Genomic DNA, 20,031 nt, shown 5'->3' with positions numbered 1-20,031 from the left:
GCATGTAATCGAAATCACTTCGACAGCGCGTCCGCAGAAGTCGCATTTAGGACAGGGAAATTGGATGCAGTGACCACCCAACGGCCTTGCCGCTAAGGGCAAAAGGGACTTAAGCCCGGGTGAGTGCCGCGCGGCGGCGGTGCCGGGCGACCCGTTCGCGGTTTCCGCAGACCTCGCTGGAGCACCAGCGCCTCCTGCGTCCCCGGGAGGTGTCGAGGTACACGATCGGGCAGTTGTCGCCCTCGCACTGGCGCAGGGCAGCGCGGGCGACGGGGTCGGTCAGCAGGTCCACGGCGTCCCGGGCGACGGCCGCGAGCAGGGCGGCGCAGCCCGGCGGGCCGTCCAACTGCCGTACGAGCTCGCCGTCTCCACCGCGCACCGCGCGCGGGGCGGGGGGCGCGGTGCGGGCGAGGTCGTTGACGCGCGCCAGCGCGAAGTCGTACGCCCGGGCTCCGGCCCCCGGCCAGCCCCGCACCAACCGGTCGACCTGGCCGCGCAGTTCGCGGAAGGCGGCCGGCCAGGCCGCGTCGGCGTGGGCCAGGGCGGTGTCCGCCGGGACCAGCCCGGAGCCGGTGATCCAGGCGCGCAGCACGGCCACGGAGCCGAGCCGTTCCTCCGGATGTGTGGTGGAGAGCAGGTCGAGGCAGATCCGCCCGGCATCGAAGCGCAGCTCGTACGGGGCCGTGGCCGTACCCAGTGCCATGTGCCTGTCACCGCCTATAGGGGTGCACCCCGGGTCGCGAGGGCTCGGTGAGGTGCCAGTGAGAGGGCTGGGAAACCGTTCCCTCTTACAGTGCCTGCCCACTCCGGCGCCGGGAACCCCTCGCACCGGCCGCTCGCGTGTCGGCGTGGCGGTATCCCGCTCAACCCGCGGACGCGCTCACGCGTCCGCGTACTTCGTGTCCGCCGCCGGGTCCAGGGCGAGGCGGTACCCCCGTTTGACCACTGTCTGGATCAGTTTCGGGGTGCCGAGTGCGGTGCGGAGACGGGCCATCGCCGTCTCGACCGCGTGCTCGTCGCGACCGGAGCCGGGCAGGGCGCGCAGGAGTTCCGCGCGCGCGACCACCCAGCCGGGGCGGCGGGAGAGGGCGCGGAGCAGGGACATGCCGGCGGGCGGTACGGGCTTGAGGTCGCCGTCGACCAGGACGGCGTGGCCGCGGATCTCCACCCGGTGCCCGGCGATCGGCAGCGCGCGTGCCCGGCCGGGCAGTTCCTTGCACAGGAGCTGGACCAGGGGGCCGAGCCGGAAGCGTTCGGGCTGGACCGTGTCGATGCCGCGCGACTGCAGCGGCAGGGCGGTGACCGGGCCCACGCAGGCCGGGAGCACGTCGTGGCTCAGGGCCTCCAGCACCTCGGGAAGCATCCCGCGCTCCTCCGCCCGGGAGAGCAGGGAGGCCGCAGCCGGGGCGCTGGTGAAGGTCAGCGCGTCCACGCCCCGGGAGACCGCCGCGTCCAGCAGGCGGTCCACCGGGGCGATGTCCTCCGGCGGCATCCACCGGTAGACGGGCACGCCCACGACCTCGGCCCCGCCCTCGCGCAGCGCCTCCACGAACCCGGGCAGCGGCTCACCGTGCAGCTGGATCGCGATGCGCTGCCCGTCGACGCCCTCCTCCAGCAGCCGGTCGAGCACCTCGGCCATGGACTCCGACGACGGCGACCACTCCTCCGTCAGCCCGGCGGCCCGGACCGCGCCCTTCACCTTGGGCCCGCGCGCCAGGATCCGTACGCCGCCGAGCCGTGACAGCAGATCGTCGCCGAGCCCCCAGCCGTCGGCGGCCTCGACCCAGCCACGGAAGCCGATCGCGGTCGTGGCGACCACGATGTCCGGCACCTGCCGGATGAGCTCCTTCGTCGCGCCCAGCAGTTCACTGTCGTCGGCGAGCTGCACGATCCGCAGGGCAGGGGCGTGCATGACGGCGGCGCCGCGCCGCTGGAGCAGCGTCCCCAGCTCGTCGGCCCGGCGCGCGGCCGTCACACCCACGGTGAAACCCGCCAGGGGTCCGTGGTTCGGTCGCTGTTCTTCCTCGTACATGGCTCTCGTCCCGCACTCGAGTCGTCGTACTTCATGGGTACGGCGTACCTACATGCCGATCGAGCCTGTCAACGGCTCGTGACAGGCCCGGATCGGCATGATGTCGACGGTGTTACCGATGCCGCTTTCCGCCGGATCGACGGCTGCGGGCTTCGGCCGGGGGTCCGGGGGTTGTCCCCCGGGTCAGCACAGCGTCAGACCTTGGCGTAGCTGAGCTGCGGCTCCGCCTCCGAAGTCGCCGTCGTGGCGGCTACCAGGGGGGTCGTGCGGCGAAGGTATACGGCCCAGGTGACCGCGAAGCAGACCGCGTAGAAGGCGAGGAAGGCGACGAATGCCCCGGTGCCGGAGCCGTAGGAGAGGAAGGACTGGCGGAAGGCGAGGTTGATGCCGACGCCGCCGAGCGCGCCCACCGCGCCGATGAGTCCCATGGAGGCGCCGGAGAGGCGACGCCCGTAGGCAGCGGCCGCTTCACCCTGCAGCCCCTTGGCGAGGGCCTTGTTCTGGAAGATGCCCGGGATCATCTTGAACGTCGAGCCGTTGCCGAGCCCGCTGAGCACGAAGAGCACCACGAACGCCACGGTGAACAGCGCCAGCGACTTCTCCATCGAGGCACCGATCAGGATCGCCGTCGCGACGCCCATGCCGACGTAGTTCCACAGGCTGATCTTCGCGCCGCCGTACTTGTCGGCCAGCCAGCCGCCCAGGGGGCGGATCAGCGAGCCGAGGAGCGGGCCGATGAAGGTGACGTACGCCGCCTCCAGCGGGGTGCGCCCGAACTGGTTCTGGAGGACCTGGCCGAAGGCGAAGCTGTATCCGATGAACGATCCGAACGTGCCGATGTAGAGGAAGGCCATGATCCACGTGTGGGCGTCCCGCGCGGCGTCCTTGGCGGCACCGGTGTCGTTCTTGACGTTCTCCAGGTTGTCCATGAAGAGCGCGGCCATGACCGCGGCGACGAGGATCAGCGGGATGTAGATCCCGAGCAGCACCCGCGGTCCGCCGCCGGCGCCGATGATCGCGAGCGCGGCCAGCTGGATCACCGGTACGCCGATGTTGCCGCCGCCCGCGTTCAGGCCGAGGGCCCAGCCCTTCTTCCGCAGGGGGAAGAAGGCGTTGATGTTGGTCATGGAGGAGGCGAAGTTACCGCCGCCGACGCCGGCGAGCAGGCCGACGAGCAGGAAGGTGGAGAAGGAGGTGCCCGGCTCCATCACGGTGAACGCGGCGACGGTCGGGACGAGGAGGAGGCCGGCGGAGATGATCGTCCAGTTCCGTCCGCCGAAGATCGCGACGGCGAAGGTGTAGGGGACGCGGACGACGGCGCCGACCAGCGTGACCATCGAGGTCAGCATGAACTTGTCGGCCGGGGTCAGCCCGTACTCCGGGCCCATGAAGAGGACCAGAACGGACCACAGGGTCCAGATCGAGAAGCCGATGTGCTCGGAGAGCACGGAGAAGAAGAGGTTCCGGCGGGCGACCTTCTCGCCCGTCTCCTTCCAGAAGGTCTCGTTTTCCGGATCCCAGTGCTGGATCCAGCGTCCGCCCCTGCTCGGGGGTGCGGGTGCCGTGCCAGGGCTTGTCATGACGCCTCCACTTGCTCCGGGACTCGGTCGTTCCATGAGTGCTGATCCCGAAGGTAGGGAGGACGCGTTTCGTGACTGTGCCAGCGGGTGACCGCGAGGGAACTTTGCTCTCACCCCGGCTTGGGGCGGGATGAGAGGTTCCGTGGCGTCGGGTCAGCTTTGCGGGGGCTGTCCGTGCGGCTTCTGCTACCTGGGGGGCTGCTGTTGCTGAGGGTACGGCTGGGCGTACGGGCCGGGGGGCTGCTGTGGAGGGTACGGCGTGGGGGCGGGCTGGGCCGTGTACGGGCCCGGCGCGGGCTGGCCGGGGGCGGGCTGGCCTCCGTACGGACCGGCGGCCGGCTGGCCCCCGTACGGACCGGCGGCAGGCTGACCCCTGTACGGGCCTGGCGCGGGCTGGGCGGGGTACTGGGGGCCGGGAGCCGGCTGGCCGGGGTACGGACCGGGGGCGGGTTGGGCGTACGGCCCCGGCGCCTGCTGCCCGTACCCCGCGGGGGCGCCCGCGGCCGGGGCGGGCATCCCGCCGGGCTGACCCGGCACTCCCGGCTGACCCGGCACTCCCGGCTGGCCGGGCTGACCCGGCGCACCCGCGTACCCCGGTGTCCCGGCCGCCGCCTGCCCGCCGCCGTACGGCCCTCCCGCGAACGGATTGCCCTGCCCCGGCAGCTGCGCCCCGGGCGGCAGGTACCGCACCCGCCCGTTCTCCTCGGTCACCGGCATGAAGCCGGCCGCCTGCAGGCGCGCGGCGAACTTCCTGTTGCGCTTGCGCGTGGCCAGCAGCCCGATGCCGAGGATCGCCATGATCACGAGCCACACCGCACCCGCCGCGATGAAGTCGAAGGACTCACCGCCGGACCGGAAGGCGAGGACCACGCAGCCGATCGTGACGCCGAGCGCCCCGTAGCCCATGCGCTTCTCGGCGTTCTTGCCGGTGAGGTCGAAGTTGATGCGGGCCTTGAGGAGCTCGAAGGCGTCCGGCACGAGCGGCGGGAGGGAGACGCCGTCGGACGCGTTGGGGTACTGAGCCCAGTTCTGTGCGGCCCGGGCCCGGGCCTGCGGGCTGGGGTCGGGCAGGATCAGCATGGTGAGTGCGCCGTTGCGGCCGCTGCTCTGCCGGACGTCCGCGTACTCGTAGCCGAACTGCTGGGCGACGAAGGCCAGCCGGGCGAGCTTCTTCACGGATGCCATCGGGCTGGTGAGCTCGACCGGTTCTCCGCTCGCCATCAGCCGCAGCATCTTCTGTGTCTGCCGCTTACTCATCCACCACTCCCCCGGACGCCCACTGGGCACAGTTGTTCACATGCGCAACCCGGGCAGTTTTCCACACCGGGAAAGCCCGGGGGAACGGGGTCCCGGCGCTCCTCGTGCTGGCGATGAGCGATCCAGCTCAGCTGCCGGTTGCCGCCCGCCTCCGGGTTCCTCGAGCCCTCACCCGAGGCGCACTGTTCGGCCACAACCGGGGTTTCCGCTTCGCCGCGACGTCCTCGACCCAGCCGAACGCGAGGGTCGCCGCGCCGATCAGGGGCCAGACCAGGACGAACATCCAGATCGTGTACGTGGAGTCCAGGGCGGACACCGCGCTGTCGCTCTGCAGGAACGGCAGTTCGTAGAGGAGGTCGAGGATCGGGACCGTCGCCATGATGAGGAGGTTGTGCCAGAGGTAGATCGTGACGGCGCGGTTGTTGGAGAGGGTCACGAGCCCGTCCCACCTGGCGAGGCGGCCCGGGAGTTCGCGCCAGGACGGGGAGTACTGGAGCAGGATGACCACGAATCCGAAGGACCACGCCGCCTGGGCCAGGGGGATGTCGTTGAGGTCCCAGCCGTCGGGGCCCAGGTGGCCGGAGGCCCACCACAGGCCGAAGGCCATCAGCAGGGCCGCGCAGGAGATCGCCAGGTAGCGGGGGATCTGCTTGAGCAGGCCCTCGTGGTGGGCGAAGCCCAGGATCCAGCAGCCGCCGTAGACCGCGAAGTCCGTCACCGCGTTGCCCGTCTCGCCGGGGATCTTCACCAGGCCCGTGCCGACGACCGCCGTGAGGCCCAGGGGTGCCAGCAGCGTCGGCCACGGTGCCCGGCGGAACGCCCACAGCAGCAGCGGGGAGGCGATGACGAACCACAGGTAGGCCCGCAGGTACCACAGCGGACCGGCCGCCTGCACCGCCCAGGTGTCCTCCAGCAGCCCGGACTTGGCGCCGAGGTGCCAGGGGAAGGGCGGGGCGCCGACGGGGAAGACGTAGTTGACCAGGTCGATCAGGCCCCAGGTGCCGCCGTGGTCCGGGTCCTTCAGCGGGTTCCAGCCGCCCGCGAACATCATCGCCAGCGCCACCACGCCGAACGCCCAGAGCGGGGGCAGGAGCCGGCGGATCCGGCCCCGGATCACCCCGAGCGCCGGGCGCTTCAGCGAGCGCGCCATCAGGGAGCCCGCCAGCGCGAACATCACGCCCATCGACGGGAACAGCACCGTCAGCCACGCCCAGCCGAACAGGTGGTAGACGACGACACGCACCAGGGCGATCGAGCGCAGCAGGTCCAGGTAGCGGTCACGGCCGCCGCCCTGGCGCGGCGCCGTGTCCGGGCCGGTTCCGCCCGTGGCCGCGGGGTCCGTCGTGCGCTGCTGCGGGATGCCGTACGTCGGCGGCCCCGGCATGCCGGACGCCGCCGACGACGTGGGGATCGGGTTTCCGTGGGTCATGCCACCGGCCTCCGCTCGCCGCTGCTGTGGGACCGCTGGCGCGGCACGGGGCCGCCGCCGGGCGCGTCGACGACACCGGTGCGCCGCAGCTTCTGCCAGCGCAGCCGGCCGCCGGTGAGGGCGGTGATCCAGGACTGGAGAAGGACGACATACATGAGCTGTCGGTAGAGGATCTGCTGCAAGGGCAGGGAGATGAGGTGGGTCATGCGCTCACGATCTAGTCGGAAGGCGTAGGCCGCGCAGACCGCCTGGATCGCCAGGACGCCGAGCCACGCCATGATCGTCTTCTGGGTCGGGCCGAACACGAGGCCATAGATGAGGAACACGTCGATCAGCGGGGCCAGCAAGGGCGCCACGACCATGAAGAGGGACACCAGCGGCAGGCCGACACGGCCGAAGCGGCCCGAGGGGCCCTTGTCGACCAGGGCCCGGCGGTGCTTCCAGATGGCCTGCATGGTGCCGTACGACCAGCGGTAGCGCTGGGACCACAGCTGCTGGACCGTCTCCGGCGCCTCGGTCCAGGCACGGGCGTTCTCCGCGTAGACCACCCGCCAGCCGTCGCGGTGCAGGGCCATCGTGATGTCGGTGTCCTCGGCGAGCGTGTCGTCGCTCATGCCGCCGACCCGTTCCAGCGCGCTGCGGCGGAACGCCCCGACCGCGCCGGGGATCGTCGGCATGCAGCGCAGGACGTCGTACATGCGGCGGTCGAGGTTGAAGCCCATCACGTACTCGATGTGCTGCCAAGCGCCGATGAGGGTGTCCTTGTTGCCGACCTTGGCGTTGCCCGCGACCGCGCCCACGCGCGGGTCTCCGAAGGGCTGCACCAGTTCGCGCACGGTGGACGGTTCGAAGACCGTGTCGCCGTCCATCATCACGATCAGGTCGTAACGGGCGTTGGCCACGCCGCGGTTGAGCGCGGCCGGCTTGCCCGCGTTGAGCTGGCGGACCACCCGGACGTTGGGCAGGCCCATGGCCTCGACGATCCGGGCCGTGCCGTCGGAGGAGCCGTCGTCGATGACGAGGACCTCGATGGGGTGGTCACTGGCGGCGAGGGAACGGACCGTGTTCTCGATGCACTTGGCCTCGTTGTACGCCGGGACCAGGACCGACACCGGTTCGGTGACCGGCGCTCCCCAGCTGAAGCCGCGGCGGCGCACCCGGCGTGCGTGCACCCCGGAGAGCAGCAGCATCAGCACGAAGCGGCCGATGACGAGGGTGCCGACGATCGCGAGGCAGACGACCAGTCCGTCGGTGAGGTGCTCCGAGGCCTGGACCAGGAAGATCCATGCCGTGCCCTTCCACTGGTCGAGTCCGGTGACCGGGGAGTGCGCGCTCGGGGCGTCGAGGGCCTCGGTGAGGTTGTCGAACGCGTAGCCCTGCTCGCGCAGGTCGGGCAGCATGCGATCCAGTGCCGCGACGGTCTGGTGGCGGTCGCCGCCGGAGTCGTGCATGAGGACGATCGCGCCCTTGCCGCCCTTGGGCGTGGCACGGCGGACGATCTCGGCGACACCGGGCTTGCGCCAGTCCTCGCTGTCGGTGTTGTTGACGACGGTGATGTAGCCGCGGCGGCCGATGTACTCGGTCACCGGCCAGGACCTGTTGTCCATGGCGTCGGCGAAGGAGGAGTACGGCGGCCGGAAGAGGGAGGTGCGGATGCCCGCCGCGCCCGAGAGGGCGAGCTGGTTCTGGGACAGCTCCCAGTCGATGCGCTTCTTGGACTGGTAGGACAGGTCGGGGTGGTTGAAGGTGTGCAGACCGACCTCGTGGCCTTCCTCGACCATGCGCCGGACCAGGTCCGGGTAGCGCGAGGCCATGGTGCCGGTGACGAAGAAGACGGCGTGCGCGTCGTGCTTCTTCAGTACGTCCAGGACCTTCGGCGTCCAGACCGGGTCCGGGCCGTCGTCGAAGGTGAGGACCAGGTGCCGGTCGGGCACGCGCAGGGTCTCCGTGCGGCCGCTGCGGGTGTCGATGACCGGGCCGCCGTTCATGATCTTCTCCGGCACCTGGTCGGTGGCGGCGGGCGGCCGGACCCGGTGGTCGGCGAGGATCTCGCTGTGCACGTAGCCGCGCAGCATGAGCATGGCCATCAGCGCGACGAGGACGAGCAGGGGCAGCAGCAGGCGCAGGGGCAGACGGCGCCTGGAGCCGCCTCGGGCTCGGGGCGCGGGCCCGGAACGGCTGGTATGGGATGCCATGGGTGGTGGTACTCCGGGGTGGTGCGGGGACGAAGTGCTGCGGGGACGGGGTGGTGCGGGGACGGGGCCGGCGCGCTCCGTGGCGTGATCAGGTCCCTGCGCTCCAGCGGGAAGGGGAGCTCTGGGCCTGAGACCGGGGCACCGGAGCGCCCTTTCCTCCGGATCTCCCCTGAGGGCGGAGGCGGCGGGCGCCGCCCGCGCGACCGGTACCAGGGGTCCGCGAAGTCCCGTCGTCCGCCCGGAGGGCGGGCCCTGCGGCATTCGGTGCGTGCTCTGGGACACCCCCTGTCGCTCGAAGAGCTCGGGGGGAGCGTGCCGGGCGTCGAAGGGCCGGCGGGGCTTTGCGGACACCCTCTAGACGGCGGGTGGCTCCGCGACGGGTGGCTCCGCGACGGGCGGCTGGGCGACGGGCGGTGTCTCGAGCGGGCCTTCGGCCACCGTGTCGGTGTCGTCGGCGGCGCCCGTGGTCTCGGTCGGTTCCGGGGTGGGCTCGACCGTCGGCGTGGGGTCGGTCGCCGGCGTGGTCGCCGGGTCCGCCGGCTTGGTCGGGGTCGGTTCGGTCACGCCCTTCCCCGGGGCCGGCGTGGTCGGGGTCGCCGTCGGCGAGGGCTTGGCGGTCGTGCCGGAACGGCCCGGGCCCGCCGATGCCGCGGGTTCGTCGAGGGCGCTGGGGCCGGACGCGGGTGCCGTGGCCTCGTCGGTCGCCGGCGCGCCGCCCGGGGCGGTGACGCCCGTGTCACCGGCCGGTGCCGACTCCGTGGGCTGCGGCGGGGTGTCGACCTGCCCGGCCGGCCGGCCCTCCTGCTGGCCCGGTACGGGCAGCCAGGGCGCGTTGGAGTTGCCCGACAGCACCGTGGCGACGATGACGACGGCGTAGACCCCACAGGCCAGGGCGATGGCTATGCCGATCCGGCGGAGGCGACGGCTGCGGCGACCGGACTCGTCCACGAAGACGGGCCGGTCGGCGGTGCCCGCGCCGGTGCCTTCCTTGGCCTGCCGTACGAACCCGTCGCCGAGCTGGACGGCGTCGAGCTGGACGGTGACCTCGTGCGGGTCGTGAGCGTGCCCGGCCCGAACGTGCCCGACCGGGTCGGCGTCCTCCTGCCAGGGGTCGCGGACGGCCTGACGGGTACCGGAATCCGCCGCGTACGAGTCGGCCTCACCCTCGCTCTGCCGGGGAATGCCGCGCAGCATCTCCGTCAGCTCCGTCCCCGCGGACGGGCGGGTACCCGACACCTGGACGTCGCCGCCGGAGAACACCTGCGTGGCTCTCCGGTCCCGGGCTCTGCCGTCCGCGAGGAGTTCACCGGTCGCCGATGCGACCTCGGGCCATTCGGGTTGGGCGTCTTTTCGCCACGGATTCACACGCACGCAGTTCCCCCCACGGGATGGTTCAGGTGCGCTTGCGACCTGAGCACCCGTCGTTCGGACCGGGTCCCCAACCCGTCCCAAGCGCCCCCATTACCACAGCGTGCTCAGACGTCGAATGTAGCGCACGCGGAGGATATGTGCGGACCACGTGCGGGATCGTGTCAATAGCGAGACACCATGAGGACGTCATCGGTGGCCGGAACCCACCCTCCGTCGGGCCTCCGCAGCCACCCCTCCTCCACCGCGAGCCGCGCCGCGGCCCGCCGCAGCGCGTCGAGCGCGGGGTGCGTCAGGCCCCTGCGCCACACCAGCGACACGGGAGAGAGCGGAACCGGATCGACCGGGGGACGGGACACCGTCCCCTGCGGGGCCGGGAACCCCACGACGGCCAGAACCGGGTTGCGCGTCCGGGCCATGACCCGCTGGAACTCCTCCTCACCGACGGCCAGTGGCGCCGGTGGCGCGATCTCGATGCCCCGCCCCTCGAACAGCAGCCGCGCGAGGCCGGTCCACTCCGGCGTGCGGGGATTGCCGGCGCCCGCGTAGACGGTCTCGCCGGCCAGCTCCGCGAGCGGCACCTGCGCCAGCGGGGCCAGCCGGTGGTCCTCGGGCAGCACGACCGCCATCGGCTCGTACCGCACGGGCTGGTGGCCGAGCCCGGCCCGCAGCGCCGGGTCCAGCCCGGCGAACCGCCCGAACGACACGTCCAGCCGGCCCGCGAGCAACTCCCCCGCCGCCCCGGTCAGGCCGCTCTCGTAGCGGGCCATCAGCTCGTCCCCGGGGGCGAGTTCACGCGCCCGGTGCAGCACGCGCCGCGGCGTGACCAGGCCCGGGGAGTTGAGGTCCACCAGCAGGGGCCGGGCCTGGTCGAAGGCGGCGAGCAGTTCCTCCTGCGCCTGGAGCACGCGGCGGGCGTACGGCAGCAGCCGGTCTCCTTCGGGCGTGAGGGTCACCTGCCGGGTGGTCCGCACGAACAGCTCGGCGCCCAGTTCCCGCTCCAGCCGCCGCACGTCCCGGCTGAGCGCCTGCTGGGCCGTGTGGAGACGCACCGCGGCACGGGTGAAGTGCAGTTCCTCGGCGACGGTGACGAAGGCACGCAGGAGCCGGGGGTCGAGGTGGCCGGACATGCCGTGAACCTACAGCGGCGGGCTGCCCGCCCGGTCCCCCGCACCCCGCGACCTCCTCAGTCCCCGGCCACCCGCCCAGGCCCCTCGCCCTCACGCACACACTCACCCTGAACCGCCGCACCAGAACCCGCACCGGCAGCGGTCACTTCGCACCCCGGAACCTCCCCACCGGAAAGCTCCCTCAACGCGACCTGCCCCAGACGATGCCGAGGCACCGGCGTACGCACGGGCGGACGCGTCAGCGTGATCTGGCGGACGACCTGCTGAAAGCAGGCCAGCGCCGCCAGCCCGGGCAGGGCAGCGGCCGCGGTACCGAGGACGGTCCTCGGCGCCTGGGCGACACACAGCAGCACGGCGACGCACGAGAAGACCAGCACCACACACCAGGAGTGCACGGCACGGCGCTGGTGCAGCGCGGCCCGCAGGACGGACAGGGAGGCCACCAGCCAGGGCCCGTAGACGAGCAGGGGCCACCAGGTGCCGAGGGCGCGCCCCGCGGGGGACAGGCCGACCAGGCGCAGCGGGGGGTAGGCGACCATGCCGCTCAGGAGACTCACCGCGGAGGCGATGACGGCCGTCAGGGCGGCGATGAGGAAGCTGGTGGTGCGGAGCACGCCCGGTGCTCTACGGGCCCGGACCTTGCGGTGACGCCGGGGGACGTCCCGCACGGGCGGCAGTTCCTCGGTGATGTCCTGGAGCCGCTGCATGCGCTCGCCGGGGGCCGGATCCGCGGGAGCGGCCGGTGCCACGTCGCGCGGGGCGGGGATCCTCGGATCCTGCTCCCCGAGTGCCTCCTCGAGGATGAACGCCAGTTCCTCGGCCGGGTCCCAGGTCGGATCCGGCGGTGTCAGCGGGGTCACGAAATCCCAGGTGGGCGCCCGGTGCCTGCCGGAGCCCTCGATTCCTTTGTCGTACATAGCGCGGCCCGACTATTCCGCGAGCGCGAAAGCAGGCCATTCCGTCGCACTGATCCACCGTCGGGCGAGATCCTTTTCCAGCACGCTCATGGCATCGATGAAATCGCGCAGTACCGGCTCGGTCACCTGGAGCGCGACCGGGCAACCGGCCTTGGTGAGCGTGCCGTTGACGGTGGCCGACGAGTGCCCTGGAGCGGGAATGTAGGTGTAGGGGCCGAGCGTTACCGCCCAACCGTCTTTCCTGATCGCCTCGGTCATGTACCGACTAACCGTCGGCCCTCTTCACCGGATGCGCGGCAAACGAGTGAAGGATTTCCCGGTTGAGCATCTTTTCTATGCGCCATTATGGACTCTCCATACCTCTGTATGAAGAAAGAGCGGCGAATATTTCCAGCCCGTCCTACAACCCAGGTGCGTGAATCGGCGCGGAACAGGTGTTGGACCGCCCGGTCACCTCCGGGCGACGGTGGGCGCATGCCGCAACTCACCCCGTACCGCCGTCTCTTCGGGCTGCCGGGCGCCCGTGCGTTCACCGCCGGGAACCTGATCGCCCGGCTGCCGATGGGCATGTTCAGCGTCAGCGCGGTCGTCATGATCGCCGGGACGCGGGGCTCGTTCGCCCTCGCCGGTGCCGTCACGGCGACGGGCCTCGCGGCGACCGCGGTGGTGGCGCCGTGGACCGCGCGCCTCGTCGACCGGCACGGGCAAGCCCGGGTGGCCCTGCCCGCCACGGTGTTCGCCGTCCTCGGCTCGCTCGCCCTGCTGCTCTGTGTCCGCCACGACGCCCCCGACTGGACCCTGTTCGCCTCCTATGCCGCCACCGCCACGACCCCCAACACCGGCGGCATGTCCCGGGCCCGCTGGGCACATCTGCTGGCCGGTGACCCGAAGGGCCTGCACACCGCCAACTCCTTCGAGCAGGCCGCGGACGAGCTGTGCTTCATGCTGGGCCCGGCGCTCGCGGCCTTCCTGTGCGGGGCGTTCTTTCCGGAGGCGGGCACGCTCGTCGGGGCGGTGCTGCTGCTGACCGGGATGGTCCTGTTCACGACCCGGCGTGCGACGGAGCCGCCGGTCCGCGCGTACATACCCGCGAAGGCACCGCTGCGCGCCCCCGGCATGCCCCCGCTGCTCGCGGTCTGCCTGGCGATGGGCGCGGTGTTCGGCTCGACGGAGGTCGTCACGCTGGCGTTCGCGGACGCGCGGGGGCACCGGTCGGCGGCCGGTGTCGTGCTCGCGCTCCAGGCGGCGGGCTCGTGCGCGGCGGGCCTGTTGTACGGCGCCGTGAAGCCCACCGGGTCGGTCGCCTCCCGGCTGCCGTGGTGCGTGGCCGCGATGACCGCGCTGCTGACCCTGCCCCTGCTCGCGGCCGCCCTCACTGGTTCGCTCCCGCTCCTGGCGGGCGCGCTGCTGATCGCCGGGATGGCGACGGCTCCGACGATGGTCACCACCATGACGCTGGTCCAGGAGCGCACCCCGCAGGGCCGGCTGAACGAGGGCATGACCCTGGCGGTGACCGGCCTGCTCGGCGGTATCGCCTGCGGCAGCGCGCTCGGCGGCTGGACGGTGGGGCATGTGTCGGTGACGGCGGGATACGGCATCCCGGTGACGGCGGCCGTCGTGGCCCTGGCGTTGTCACTGGTCGGCGCGTCGGATCGCTTCACCGATCACCGCATGCCCCATTGACGCCCTCACGCACCGCACATACGTTCTTCCGTCGAAGCGCTTCGACGCAACCTGCCGCCCCGCGGGCACGGGAAGAAGGACCACTCACATGCAGTACACCGACGGCTACTGGCTGCTCCGGGAGGGCGTCACGGCGGCGTACCCGGCCGAGGTGCTCGACGTCAGCGAGTCGGACGGCACGCTCGAGCTCCACGCGCCGACCCGGCCCGTCCGCTCCCGCGGTGACCTGCTGAAGGGCCCGGTCCTGACGCTCCGCGCGCACTCGCTCATGCCCGACGTCTCGGCCTGACACTGACACACTTCACGGGAGGCGTGCCGCGGGGACCCGAGTTCGAGCTCACCGGGTCAGGAGCCGCCCCGCAGATCGCGTACGACGACGAGCACGCGACCCTGACCTCGGGCGAGCTGTCGGCCCGGGTGGCCCGCGGCGGCCCCTGGCAGGTCGAGTTCCGCGCGCAGGGCCGCACCCTCACCAGCAGCGGTCACAAGAGCATGGGCATCATGCGGGACGCGAGCGGCGCGCACGACCTGCGCGAACAGCTGGTCCTCCAGGTCGGCACGTCCGTCTACGGCCTGGGCGAGCGCTTCGGCCCGCTGGTCAAGAACGGCCAGGTCGTCGACATCTGGCAGGCCGACGGCGGCACCTGCAGCGAACAGGCCTACAAGAGCGTCCCCTTCTACCTCACGGACGGGGGTTACGGCGTCTTCGTCGACCACCCGGGCAAGGTGTCCTTCGAGGTCCCTCGAAGGTCGTGTCCCGGGTGCGGTTCAGCGCGGAGACGCAGGAGCTGACGTACTACGGCGTCCACGGCCCGGCCCAGAAGGAGATCCTGCGCAAGTACACGGCCCTGACCGGCCGCCCGGCCCTGCCGCCCGCCTGGTCGTTCGGCCTGTGGCTGTCGACGTCTTTCACAACGTCGTACGACGAGAAGACGGTGACGTCCTTCATCGAGAGCATGCGGGAACGCGAACTCCCGCTGTCCGTCTTCAAACTTCGAGGGCTTCACGGCCGCGGCCGACCGGCGCGGGCTGACGCCCTCGGTGCACCCCGTCGAGTCGGCCCCGGCCGCGGCCCACCCCATCGCACAATGCCCCGCTCCTGGGACCGCACGCCGGTACCGGAGACGACGCTGCTGCCCGCCGCGGCTGACCGAGCGGGCGAGCACGCGCCACGCATGACAAAGGCCCCGCCGCTCGTAAGCGACGGGGCCTGTGCCCACATGGGATGAGTGGAGATGGCGGGAATCGAACCCGCGTCCAACGGTGTGGAAACAGGGCTTCTCCGTGTGCAGTCGGCTGTGCTTTTCTCGGCCCCGGAGATCACGCCGACAAGTCTCCGACGGGCCCAGTCACTGTGTGGTTTCCCTTTTCACCCCGTGACCGGGATCAAGGTTTAGTTCCCTAAATGATGCCAGGAACCGGGTCGGGAACACTCCCGGGCTGACACTCCCTTAAGTAGGGGAGCCGCTGCTCGCTACCTGAAGATCAGGCAGCGAGGGCGAGCTCGCCCTGGGAGATGGATCGCTTGGAATTGGCGATTATTTTTTTCGGCCTGTGGTTTACGAGATCATGGCCGCTTCCTCGACACGCTTCCCCTGCTTCGACAGCCGCTGTCGAAACCGATCATCCCCATGTTGATTTTTCAATCTTCGCCCCCGCTGTGAGGGGCTCACACCGCCTGGGCGGTGCAGATGCCATCGTACGGGATCAACCTCCGCCGATGCCACCGTATTCCCGGCGGTCATCCCGCCGTCGCACTTGGTTCAACGCCTCCCCGCACCGGAGCATTCCCGGCCCCGGCGTGTGATGCAGGTCACGCACGCTGCTTGCGCCGCACCGCCGAGATCACCCGCTCGGCCTCGCGCCGGTCCTGCTTCTCGCGGAGCGTCTGGCGCTTGTCGTACTCCTTCTTGCCCTTCGCCAGCGCGATCTCGACCTTGGCGCGGCCGTCCTTGAAGTACAGGGCGAGGGGCACGATGGTGTGACCCGTCTCCTGCGACTTCGACTCCAGCTTGTCGATCTCCTCGCGGTGCAGCAGCAGCTTCCGCTTGCGCCGCGCGCTGTGGTTGGTCCACGTGCCCTGGCTGTACTCGGGCACATGCACGTTGTACAGCCACGCCTCGTGCCCGTCCATCTGCACGAAGCCGTCGACCAGCGACGCCCGTCCCTGGCGCAGCGACTTCACCTCGGTGCCGGTGAGGACCAGACCGGCCTCGTAGGTGTCGATGATGAGGTAGTCGTGCCGCGCCTTCTTGTTCTGCGCGATCAGCTTGCGCCCTTTTTCCTTAGCCATAGTGCCGCCCATTTTCGCACTACGGAGGGGGTCCGGGGGAAGTCGATTACGAGGAACCGGCCAGACCGCGCAGTACGGTCTCGGCCCGCTGGAGTGCGCCCTCGTCGGCCTCCAGGTCGGGCGTGATGCCCCGGCCGTCGACCGCGCGGCCGGAAGGGGTGCGGTAGTGCCCGACGGTCAGCTCCGCGACGGAGCCGTCGGGCAGCCGGCTCGGCATCTGCACCGAGCCCTTGCCGAAGGTCCGGGAGCCCACGACGAGCGCCCGTCCGCGGTCCTGAACAGCGCCGGTGAGCAGTTCGGCCGCGCTCATCGTCCCGCCGTCGACGAGCGCGACCAGGGGTCTCGTCGTGTCGCCCCCGGGCTCGGCGTGCAGCGCGCGCTGCTCGCCGTCGACGTCGTAGGTGGCGACCAGGCCGCCGTCGAGGAACGCGGAGGCCGCGGTGACGGCCTCGGTGACCAGACCGCCTGAGTTGCCGCGCAGGTCGAGGACGATCCCGCCGCCGGGCGGGGCCTGCCGGACGGCCTCGCGGACCTGGTCGCCGGAGCCCTTGGTGAAGGTGTCGACCCGGATGAGGGTGACCGAGCCGGCGACTTTTCGAACGGCGACCGAGTCCGTGGACAGCTGGGCCCGGCGCACGGTCTCGGTCCATGCGCGCGTGCCCCGCTCAAGGCCGAGGCGGACGGTGGTGCCGGCGGGGGCGTCGGTGGCGTCCCCGCGCAGTATGGCGACGACCTCGGTGACGGGCCGCCCGTCGGTCTTCCGGCCGTCGACGCTGCGCAGCAGGTCTCCGGGGCGGATCCCGGCGGTGGCCGCGGGCGAGCCGGCCCGCACCTTCGTCACCTCGATACGGCCGTCGTGCGCGCTGCGCGCCCACAGGCCGACGCCGGTGTACTGGCCGTCGAGGGTTTCCTCGAACTCCTCGTACTCGCCCTGGGAGTAGACGGCGCCCCAGCGGTCCCCACTGCGGCTGACGGCGCGCTTCGCGGCCTCCATCGGGGACTTGCCGTCGGCCATGGCCTCCTCGGCCGCCCTGGTGACGTCCGCGTGGTGCCCGGCCGGAGCGGCCGAACGCGCCTCGTCCCGCGCCGCCTTCCGGTCGGCCTGCGGGAGGGATCCCGTGGCCGCGCCGGCGACGAGCACGCTCGCGAACATCAATGTCAGGGCGGCCCCGCGGCGAACGCGACGGGGCTGACAGAACGGGTCACGACCTGACATGGCGGTGAGTCTAGGACAAGGGGAAGGGCCGTACGGCTTGTTGACCGTACGGCCCCTCTTGGTATGCGTCACACCTTCAAGTACTTGCGCAGCGCGAAGAACGCCGCCAACGCGGGCATCAGCAGGCTCGTGGCCAGGATGAGCGGCAGCTTCGTCAGGACGGCGTCCCACCCGATGAAGTTGATCAGCGTCAGCTGGTCGGCCAGGGCCAGTCCGTGGTCGATGAGGAAGTACCGGGCGATCAGCAGGAAGCCGCACGCGAGCGTGCCGCCGATGAGCCCGGCGACCGCGGCCTCCATGATGAACGGCGCCTGGATGTAGAAGCCCGAGGCGCCGACCAGGCGCATGATGCCGGTCTCGCGCCGGCGGCTGAACGCCGAGACGCGCACGGTGTTGACGATCAGCATCAGCGCGACGACCAGCATCAGCGCCATCACCGCGCGGGCGGCCCAGTTCATGCCGTTCAGCAGCTTGAAGAGGTTGTCCAGGATGCCCTTCTGGTCCTGGACGGACTGCACGCCGTCCCGGCCGTTGAAGGCGGTCGCGATGACCTGGTACTTCTGCGGGTCCTTCAGCTTGATGCGGTACGACTCCTGCATCTGGTCCGGCGTGAGGGAACTGGCCAGCGGGGAGTCGCCGAACTGCTCCTTGTAGTGCTTGTACGCCTGGTCCTGCGACTCGTAGGTGACCGTCTGGACGACGTTCATCTTGTCGAGGTCGGCCTTGATCTGCTTCTTCTGGTCGTCCGTCACCGCGCCCTTGGCGCAGTTGGGGTCGGACTCGGCGTCGCTCTTGTTGCAGAGGAAGATCGAGACGTTGACCTTGTCGTACCAGTAGCCCTTCATGGTGTTGACCTGGTCGCTCATCAGGAGCGACCCGCCGAACAGGGCGAGCGACAGGGCGACGGAGACGACGACCGCGAAGGTCATCGTCAGATTGCGGCGGAGACCGACGCCGATCTCCGACAGGACGAACTGGGCGCGCATGGCGAGGGGTTATGCCTTTCCGTGACTCTCGGGTGCGGTCTCAGTGCTGGTAGCCGTAGACACCGCGGGCCTGGTCGCGGACGAGGCGGCCCTTCTCGAGTTCGATGACGCGCTTGCGCATCTGGTCCACGATGTTCTGGTCGTGCGTGGCCATCACCACGGTGGTGCCCGTCCGGTTGATGCGGTCGAGCAGCTTCATGATGCCGACGGAGGTCTGCGGGTCGAGGTTGCCGGTGGGCTCGTCGGCGATGAGCAGCTTCGGCCGGTTGACGAAGGCCCGCGCGATGGCCACACGCTGCTGCTCACCACCGGACAGCTCGCCGGGCATCCGGTCCTCCTTGCCGCCGAGCCCGACGAGGTCGAGCACCTGCGGCACGGACTTGCGGATCTCGCCGCGCGACTTGCCGATGACCTCCTGCGCGAAGGCGACGTTCTCGCCGACCGTCTTGTTCGGCAGCAGGCGGAAGTCCTGGAACACCGTCCCCAGCTGGCGCCGCATCTGCGGCACCTTCCAGTTGGACAGGCGCGCGAGGTCCTTGCCCAGAACGTGCACCTGCCCGTGACTGCACCGCTCCTCGCGGAGGATCAGCCGCAGGAAGGTGGACTTTCCGGAGCCGGAGGACCCCACGAGGAAGACGAACTCGCCCTTCTCGACCTCCAGGGAGACATCCCTGAGGGCGGGGCGGGTCTGCTTGGGGTAGACCTTGGAGACGTTGTCGAATCGGATCACGGATGCACCACGGGTCGCCGGGGGTAGATGAGCGTGACCATACGCGAACCGGGCAGCAGACCGCAGTCACCGACAGTGGTTGCTTAGCAGATGTGCCGTTTTGTGCCAACCCAAGGGGCGCGGGGAACTGCGCGACGAGCCACATGCGGCCCGCAGCCGCGCGACAACAGCAACCACCCCTCTGGGAGCGAACCGCGCGCCCTCCGGAGGAACCTGGCACAGTGGAGAGGGAACGTTCGCACCACCACGAGCGTTACATACAAGGAACCGGCGCAAGGAGGGCGAGCGCATGACGTACGACCGGCTGGTGTGCGCGAACTGCGCGGCGCCCGTGAGCGAGGGCCGGTGCCCCGTGTGCCGTGCGAACCGCGAGCGGCTGCAGCAGGAGAACTTCCTCGCGGGTCTGAACCCGATGGCACTGATCGCACTGCTCACCGTGCTGATCGCCGCGGTCGCACTACTGGCGCACCAAACCGCCTAGCGACGACATGGCCGAGGGCCCGGAGCGTTCGCTCCGGGCCCTCGGCTGTGCGCTGTGCCTACCGTCCGTACGGACGCGGCTACCGTCAGGCGGCAGCCCCGCCGCGGCCGCCCACGAGGCGCGGCAGGACGCGGAAGCCGACACCGCCGGCGATCATCGTGGCGGCCCCGACCACCAGGAAGGTGGTCTGCGCGGCACCCGTCTCGGCGAGCTCCTGGCCGTTGCCCTGGGCCTGAGGCGCCGCCGGGGTGGCGTCCGAGCCGGTGTCGGTGAGGGACGAGGAGCCCTCCTCCTGCGGCGCGGTGCCGCCGTCGGGGTCGGCGGCGTTGCCGCCGCCGTTCCCGCCACCGTTGGCGTTGCCGTTGCCGCCCCCGTTGGCGTTGCCGTTACCGCCGCCGTTGCCGTTCCCGTTGCCCGGGTTGCTCGGCTGGCTCGTCGGGTCCTCGGTCGGCTCGGTGGGCTCGTCCGTCGGCTCGGTCGGCTCGTCCGTGGGCTCCTCGGTCGACGGCGGGTCGGTCGGGAGGTCCGTGGGCGGGTCGGTGGGGAGCTCGGTGGGAACCGGCGGGGTCGGGGTCGGGGCCGGCGACTCGTCGGCGCACAGGATGCCCAGCAGGCAGTTGTCGGTCTCCGCGGCGGATGCGGCGCCGGCGGCGGTCAGCGAGGCGCCGGCGGCGATCACGGCACCGGCCGCTATCCGCGCGACACGGATCCGCGTCTTCTTCGTCATGTGGTTG

At 71.1% G+C, this 20,031-nt stretch carries 17 protein-coding genes, 1 other RNA gene and 1 pseudogene; 3 read left to right on the top strand and 16 right to left on the bottom strand.

Annotated elements, in window-relative coordinates; genetic code table 11:
- Positions 1–109 precede the first annotated feature (109 nt).
- The 10 genes from ACIBL4_RS09960 to ACIBL4_RS09915 form a co-directional block, all read right to left on the bottom strand.
- Positions 110–703 (bottom strand): CGNR zinc finger domain-containing protein, encoded by a 594-nt coding sequence (locus ACIBL4_RS09960; protein WP_399408257.1) that lies wholly within the window; start codon positions 701–703, stop codon positions 110–112.
- 177 nt (positions 704–880) lie between these two features.
- Positions 881–2,032, bottom strand: a complete 1,152-nt coding sequence (locus ACIBL4_RS09955; protein ID WP_399408255.1) for a uroporphyrinogen-III synthase — start codon at positions 2,030–2,032, stop codon at positions 881–883.
- Positions 2,033–2,226: 194 nt separating this feature from the next.
- Positions 2,227–3,612, bottom strand: a complete 1,386-nt coding sequence (locus tag ACIBL4_RS09950) for a nitrate/nitrite transporter (protein WP_399408253.1) — start codon at positions 3,610–3,612, stop codon at positions 2,227–2,229.
- A gap of 186 nt (positions 3,613–3,798) precedes the next feature.
- A complete protein-coding gene (locus ACIBL4_RS09945; RefSeq protein WP_399408251.1) occupies positions 3,799–4,869 on the bottom strand; it encodes a hypothetical protein in 1,071 nt (356 codons plus the stop codon).
- Positions 4,870–4,996: 127 nt separating this feature from the next.
- Positions 4,997–6,298 carry an acyltransferase gene (locus ACIBL4_RS09940; RefSeq protein ID WP_399408249.1) on the bottom strand — a complete coding sequence of 434 codons (1,302 nt, stop codon included), beginning with the start codon at positions 6,296–6,298 and terminating at the stop codon, positions 4,997–4,999.
- Positions 6,295–8,493: a polysaccharide deacetylase family protein gene (locus tag ACIBL4_RS09935; RefSeq protein ID WP_399408247.1), complete on the bottom strand. Its 2,199-nt coding sequence runs from the start codon at positions 8,491–8,493 to the stop codon at positions 6,295–6,297. The genes ACIBL4_RS09940 and ACIBL4_RS09935 overlap by 4 nt, the downstream gene beginning before the upstream one ends.
- A 354-nt stretch (positions 8,494–8,847) precedes the next feature.
- The gene (locus ACIBL4_RS09930) at positions 8,848–9,864 is read right to left on the bottom strand and encodes a hypothetical protein (RefSeq protein WP_399408245.1); all 1,017 of its coding nucleotides are present in this window, start codon (positions 9,862–9,864) and stop codon (positions 8,848–8,850) included.
- Positions 9,865–10,025: 161 nt separating this feature from the next.
- Positions 10,026–10,991 carry a LysR family transcriptional regulator gene (locus ACIBL4_RS09925; RefSeq protein WP_399408243.1) on the bottom strand — a complete coding sequence of 322 codons (966 nt, stop codon included), beginning with the start codon at positions 10,989–10,991 and terminating at the stop codon, positions 10,026–10,028.
- Between the two features lie 56 nt (positions 10,992–11,047).
- Positions 11,048–11,908, bottom strand: a complete 861-nt coding sequence (locus ACIBL4_RS09920) for a hypothetical protein (RefSeq protein ID WP_399408241.1) — start codon at positions 11,906–11,908, stop codon at positions 11,048–11,050.
- A 12-nt stretch (positions 11,909–11,920) separates the two neighbouring features.
- Positions 11,921–12,166, bottom strand: a complete 246-nt coding sequence (locus tag ACIBL4_RS09915; protein WP_399408239.1) for a hypothetical protein — start codon at positions 12,164–12,166, stop codon at positions 11,921–11,923.
- A 108-nt stretch (positions 12,167–12,274) separates the two neighbouring features.
- On the opposite strand from ACIBL4_RS09915, the gene ACIBL4_RS09910 reads away from it, so the two are divergent.
- Together ACIBL4_RS09910 and ACIBL4_RS09905 are read left to right on the top strand one after the other, a co-directional pair.
- Positions 12,275–13,591, top strand: a complete 1,317-nt coding sequence (locus ACIBL4_RS09910) for an MFS transporter (RefSeq protein ID WP_399408237.1) — start codon at positions 12,275–12,277, stop codon at positions 13,589–13,591.
- 88 nt (positions 13,592–13,679) lie between these two features.
- Positions 13,680–14,580, top strand: a pseudogene (locus ACIBL4_RS09905) (TIM-barrel domain-containing protein); the annotation flags it as partial.
- 238 nt (positions 14,581–14,818) lie between these two features.
- Here ACIBL4_RS09905 and ssrA read toward each other — a convergent pair.
- The 5 genes from ssrA to ftsE form a co-directional block, all read right to left on the bottom strand.
- Positions 14,819–15,222, bottom strand: a transfer-messenger RNA (tmRNA) gene (ssrA, locus tag ACIBL4_RS09900).
- A 182-nt stretch (positions 15,223–15,404) separates the two neighbouring features.
- A complete protein-coding gene (smpB, locus tag ACIBL4_RS09895; protein WP_010039871.1) occupies positions 15,405–15,884 on the bottom strand; it encodes an SsrA-binding protein SmpB in 480 nt (159 codons plus the stop codon).
- A 46-nt stretch (positions 15,885–15,930) separates the two neighbouring features.
- Positions 15,931–17,100, bottom strand: a complete 1,170-nt coding sequence (locus tag ACIBL4_RS09890) for a S41 family peptidase (protein ID WP_399408235.1) — start codon at positions 17,098–17,100, stop codon at positions 15,931–15,933.
- 68 nt (positions 17,101–17,168) lie between these two features.
- Positions 17,169–18,086, bottom strand: a complete 918-nt coding sequence (gene ftsX, locus ACIBL4_RS09885) for a permease-like cell division protein FtsX (RefSeq protein ID WP_356926944.1) — start codon at positions 18,084–18,086, stop codon at positions 17,169–17,171.
- A 40-nt stretch (positions 18,087–18,126) separates the two neighbouring features.
- On the bottom strand, positions 18,127–18,816 hold the full coding sequence (gene ftsE, locus ACIBL4_RS09880; protein ID WP_003990615.1) for a cell division ATP-binding protein FtsE: 690 nt from the start codon (positions 18,814–18,816) through the stop codon (positions 18,127–18,129).
- A 289-nt stretch (positions 18,817–19,105) separates the two neighbouring features.
- On the opposite strand from ftsE, the gene ACIBL4_RS09875 reads away from it, so the two are divergent.
- Positions 19,106–19,297, top strand: a complete 192-nt coding sequence (locus ACIBL4_RS09875; protein ID WP_306966631.1) for a hypothetical protein — start codon at positions 19,106–19,108, stop codon at positions 19,295–19,297.
- Between the two features lie 85 nt (positions 19,298–19,382).
- On the opposite strand, the gene ACIBL4_RS09870 is transcribed toward ACIBL4_RS09875, so the two are convergent.
- Complete coding sequence (locus tag ACIBL4_RS09870) at positions 19,383–20,024, bottom strand: hypothetical protein (RefSeq protein ID WP_399408232.1); 642 nt, start codon at positions 20,022–20,024, stop codon at positions 19,383–19,385.
- Between the last annotated feature and the right edge of the window lie 7 nt (positions 20,025–20,031).

Source organism: Streptomyces sp. NPDC050416, assembly GCF_044458845.1.
Lineage (GTDB): Bacteria > Actinomycetota > Actinomycetes > Streptomycetales > Streptomycetaceae > Streptomyces.
This window is presented reverse-complemented; position numbering and strand designations above follow the sequence as displayed.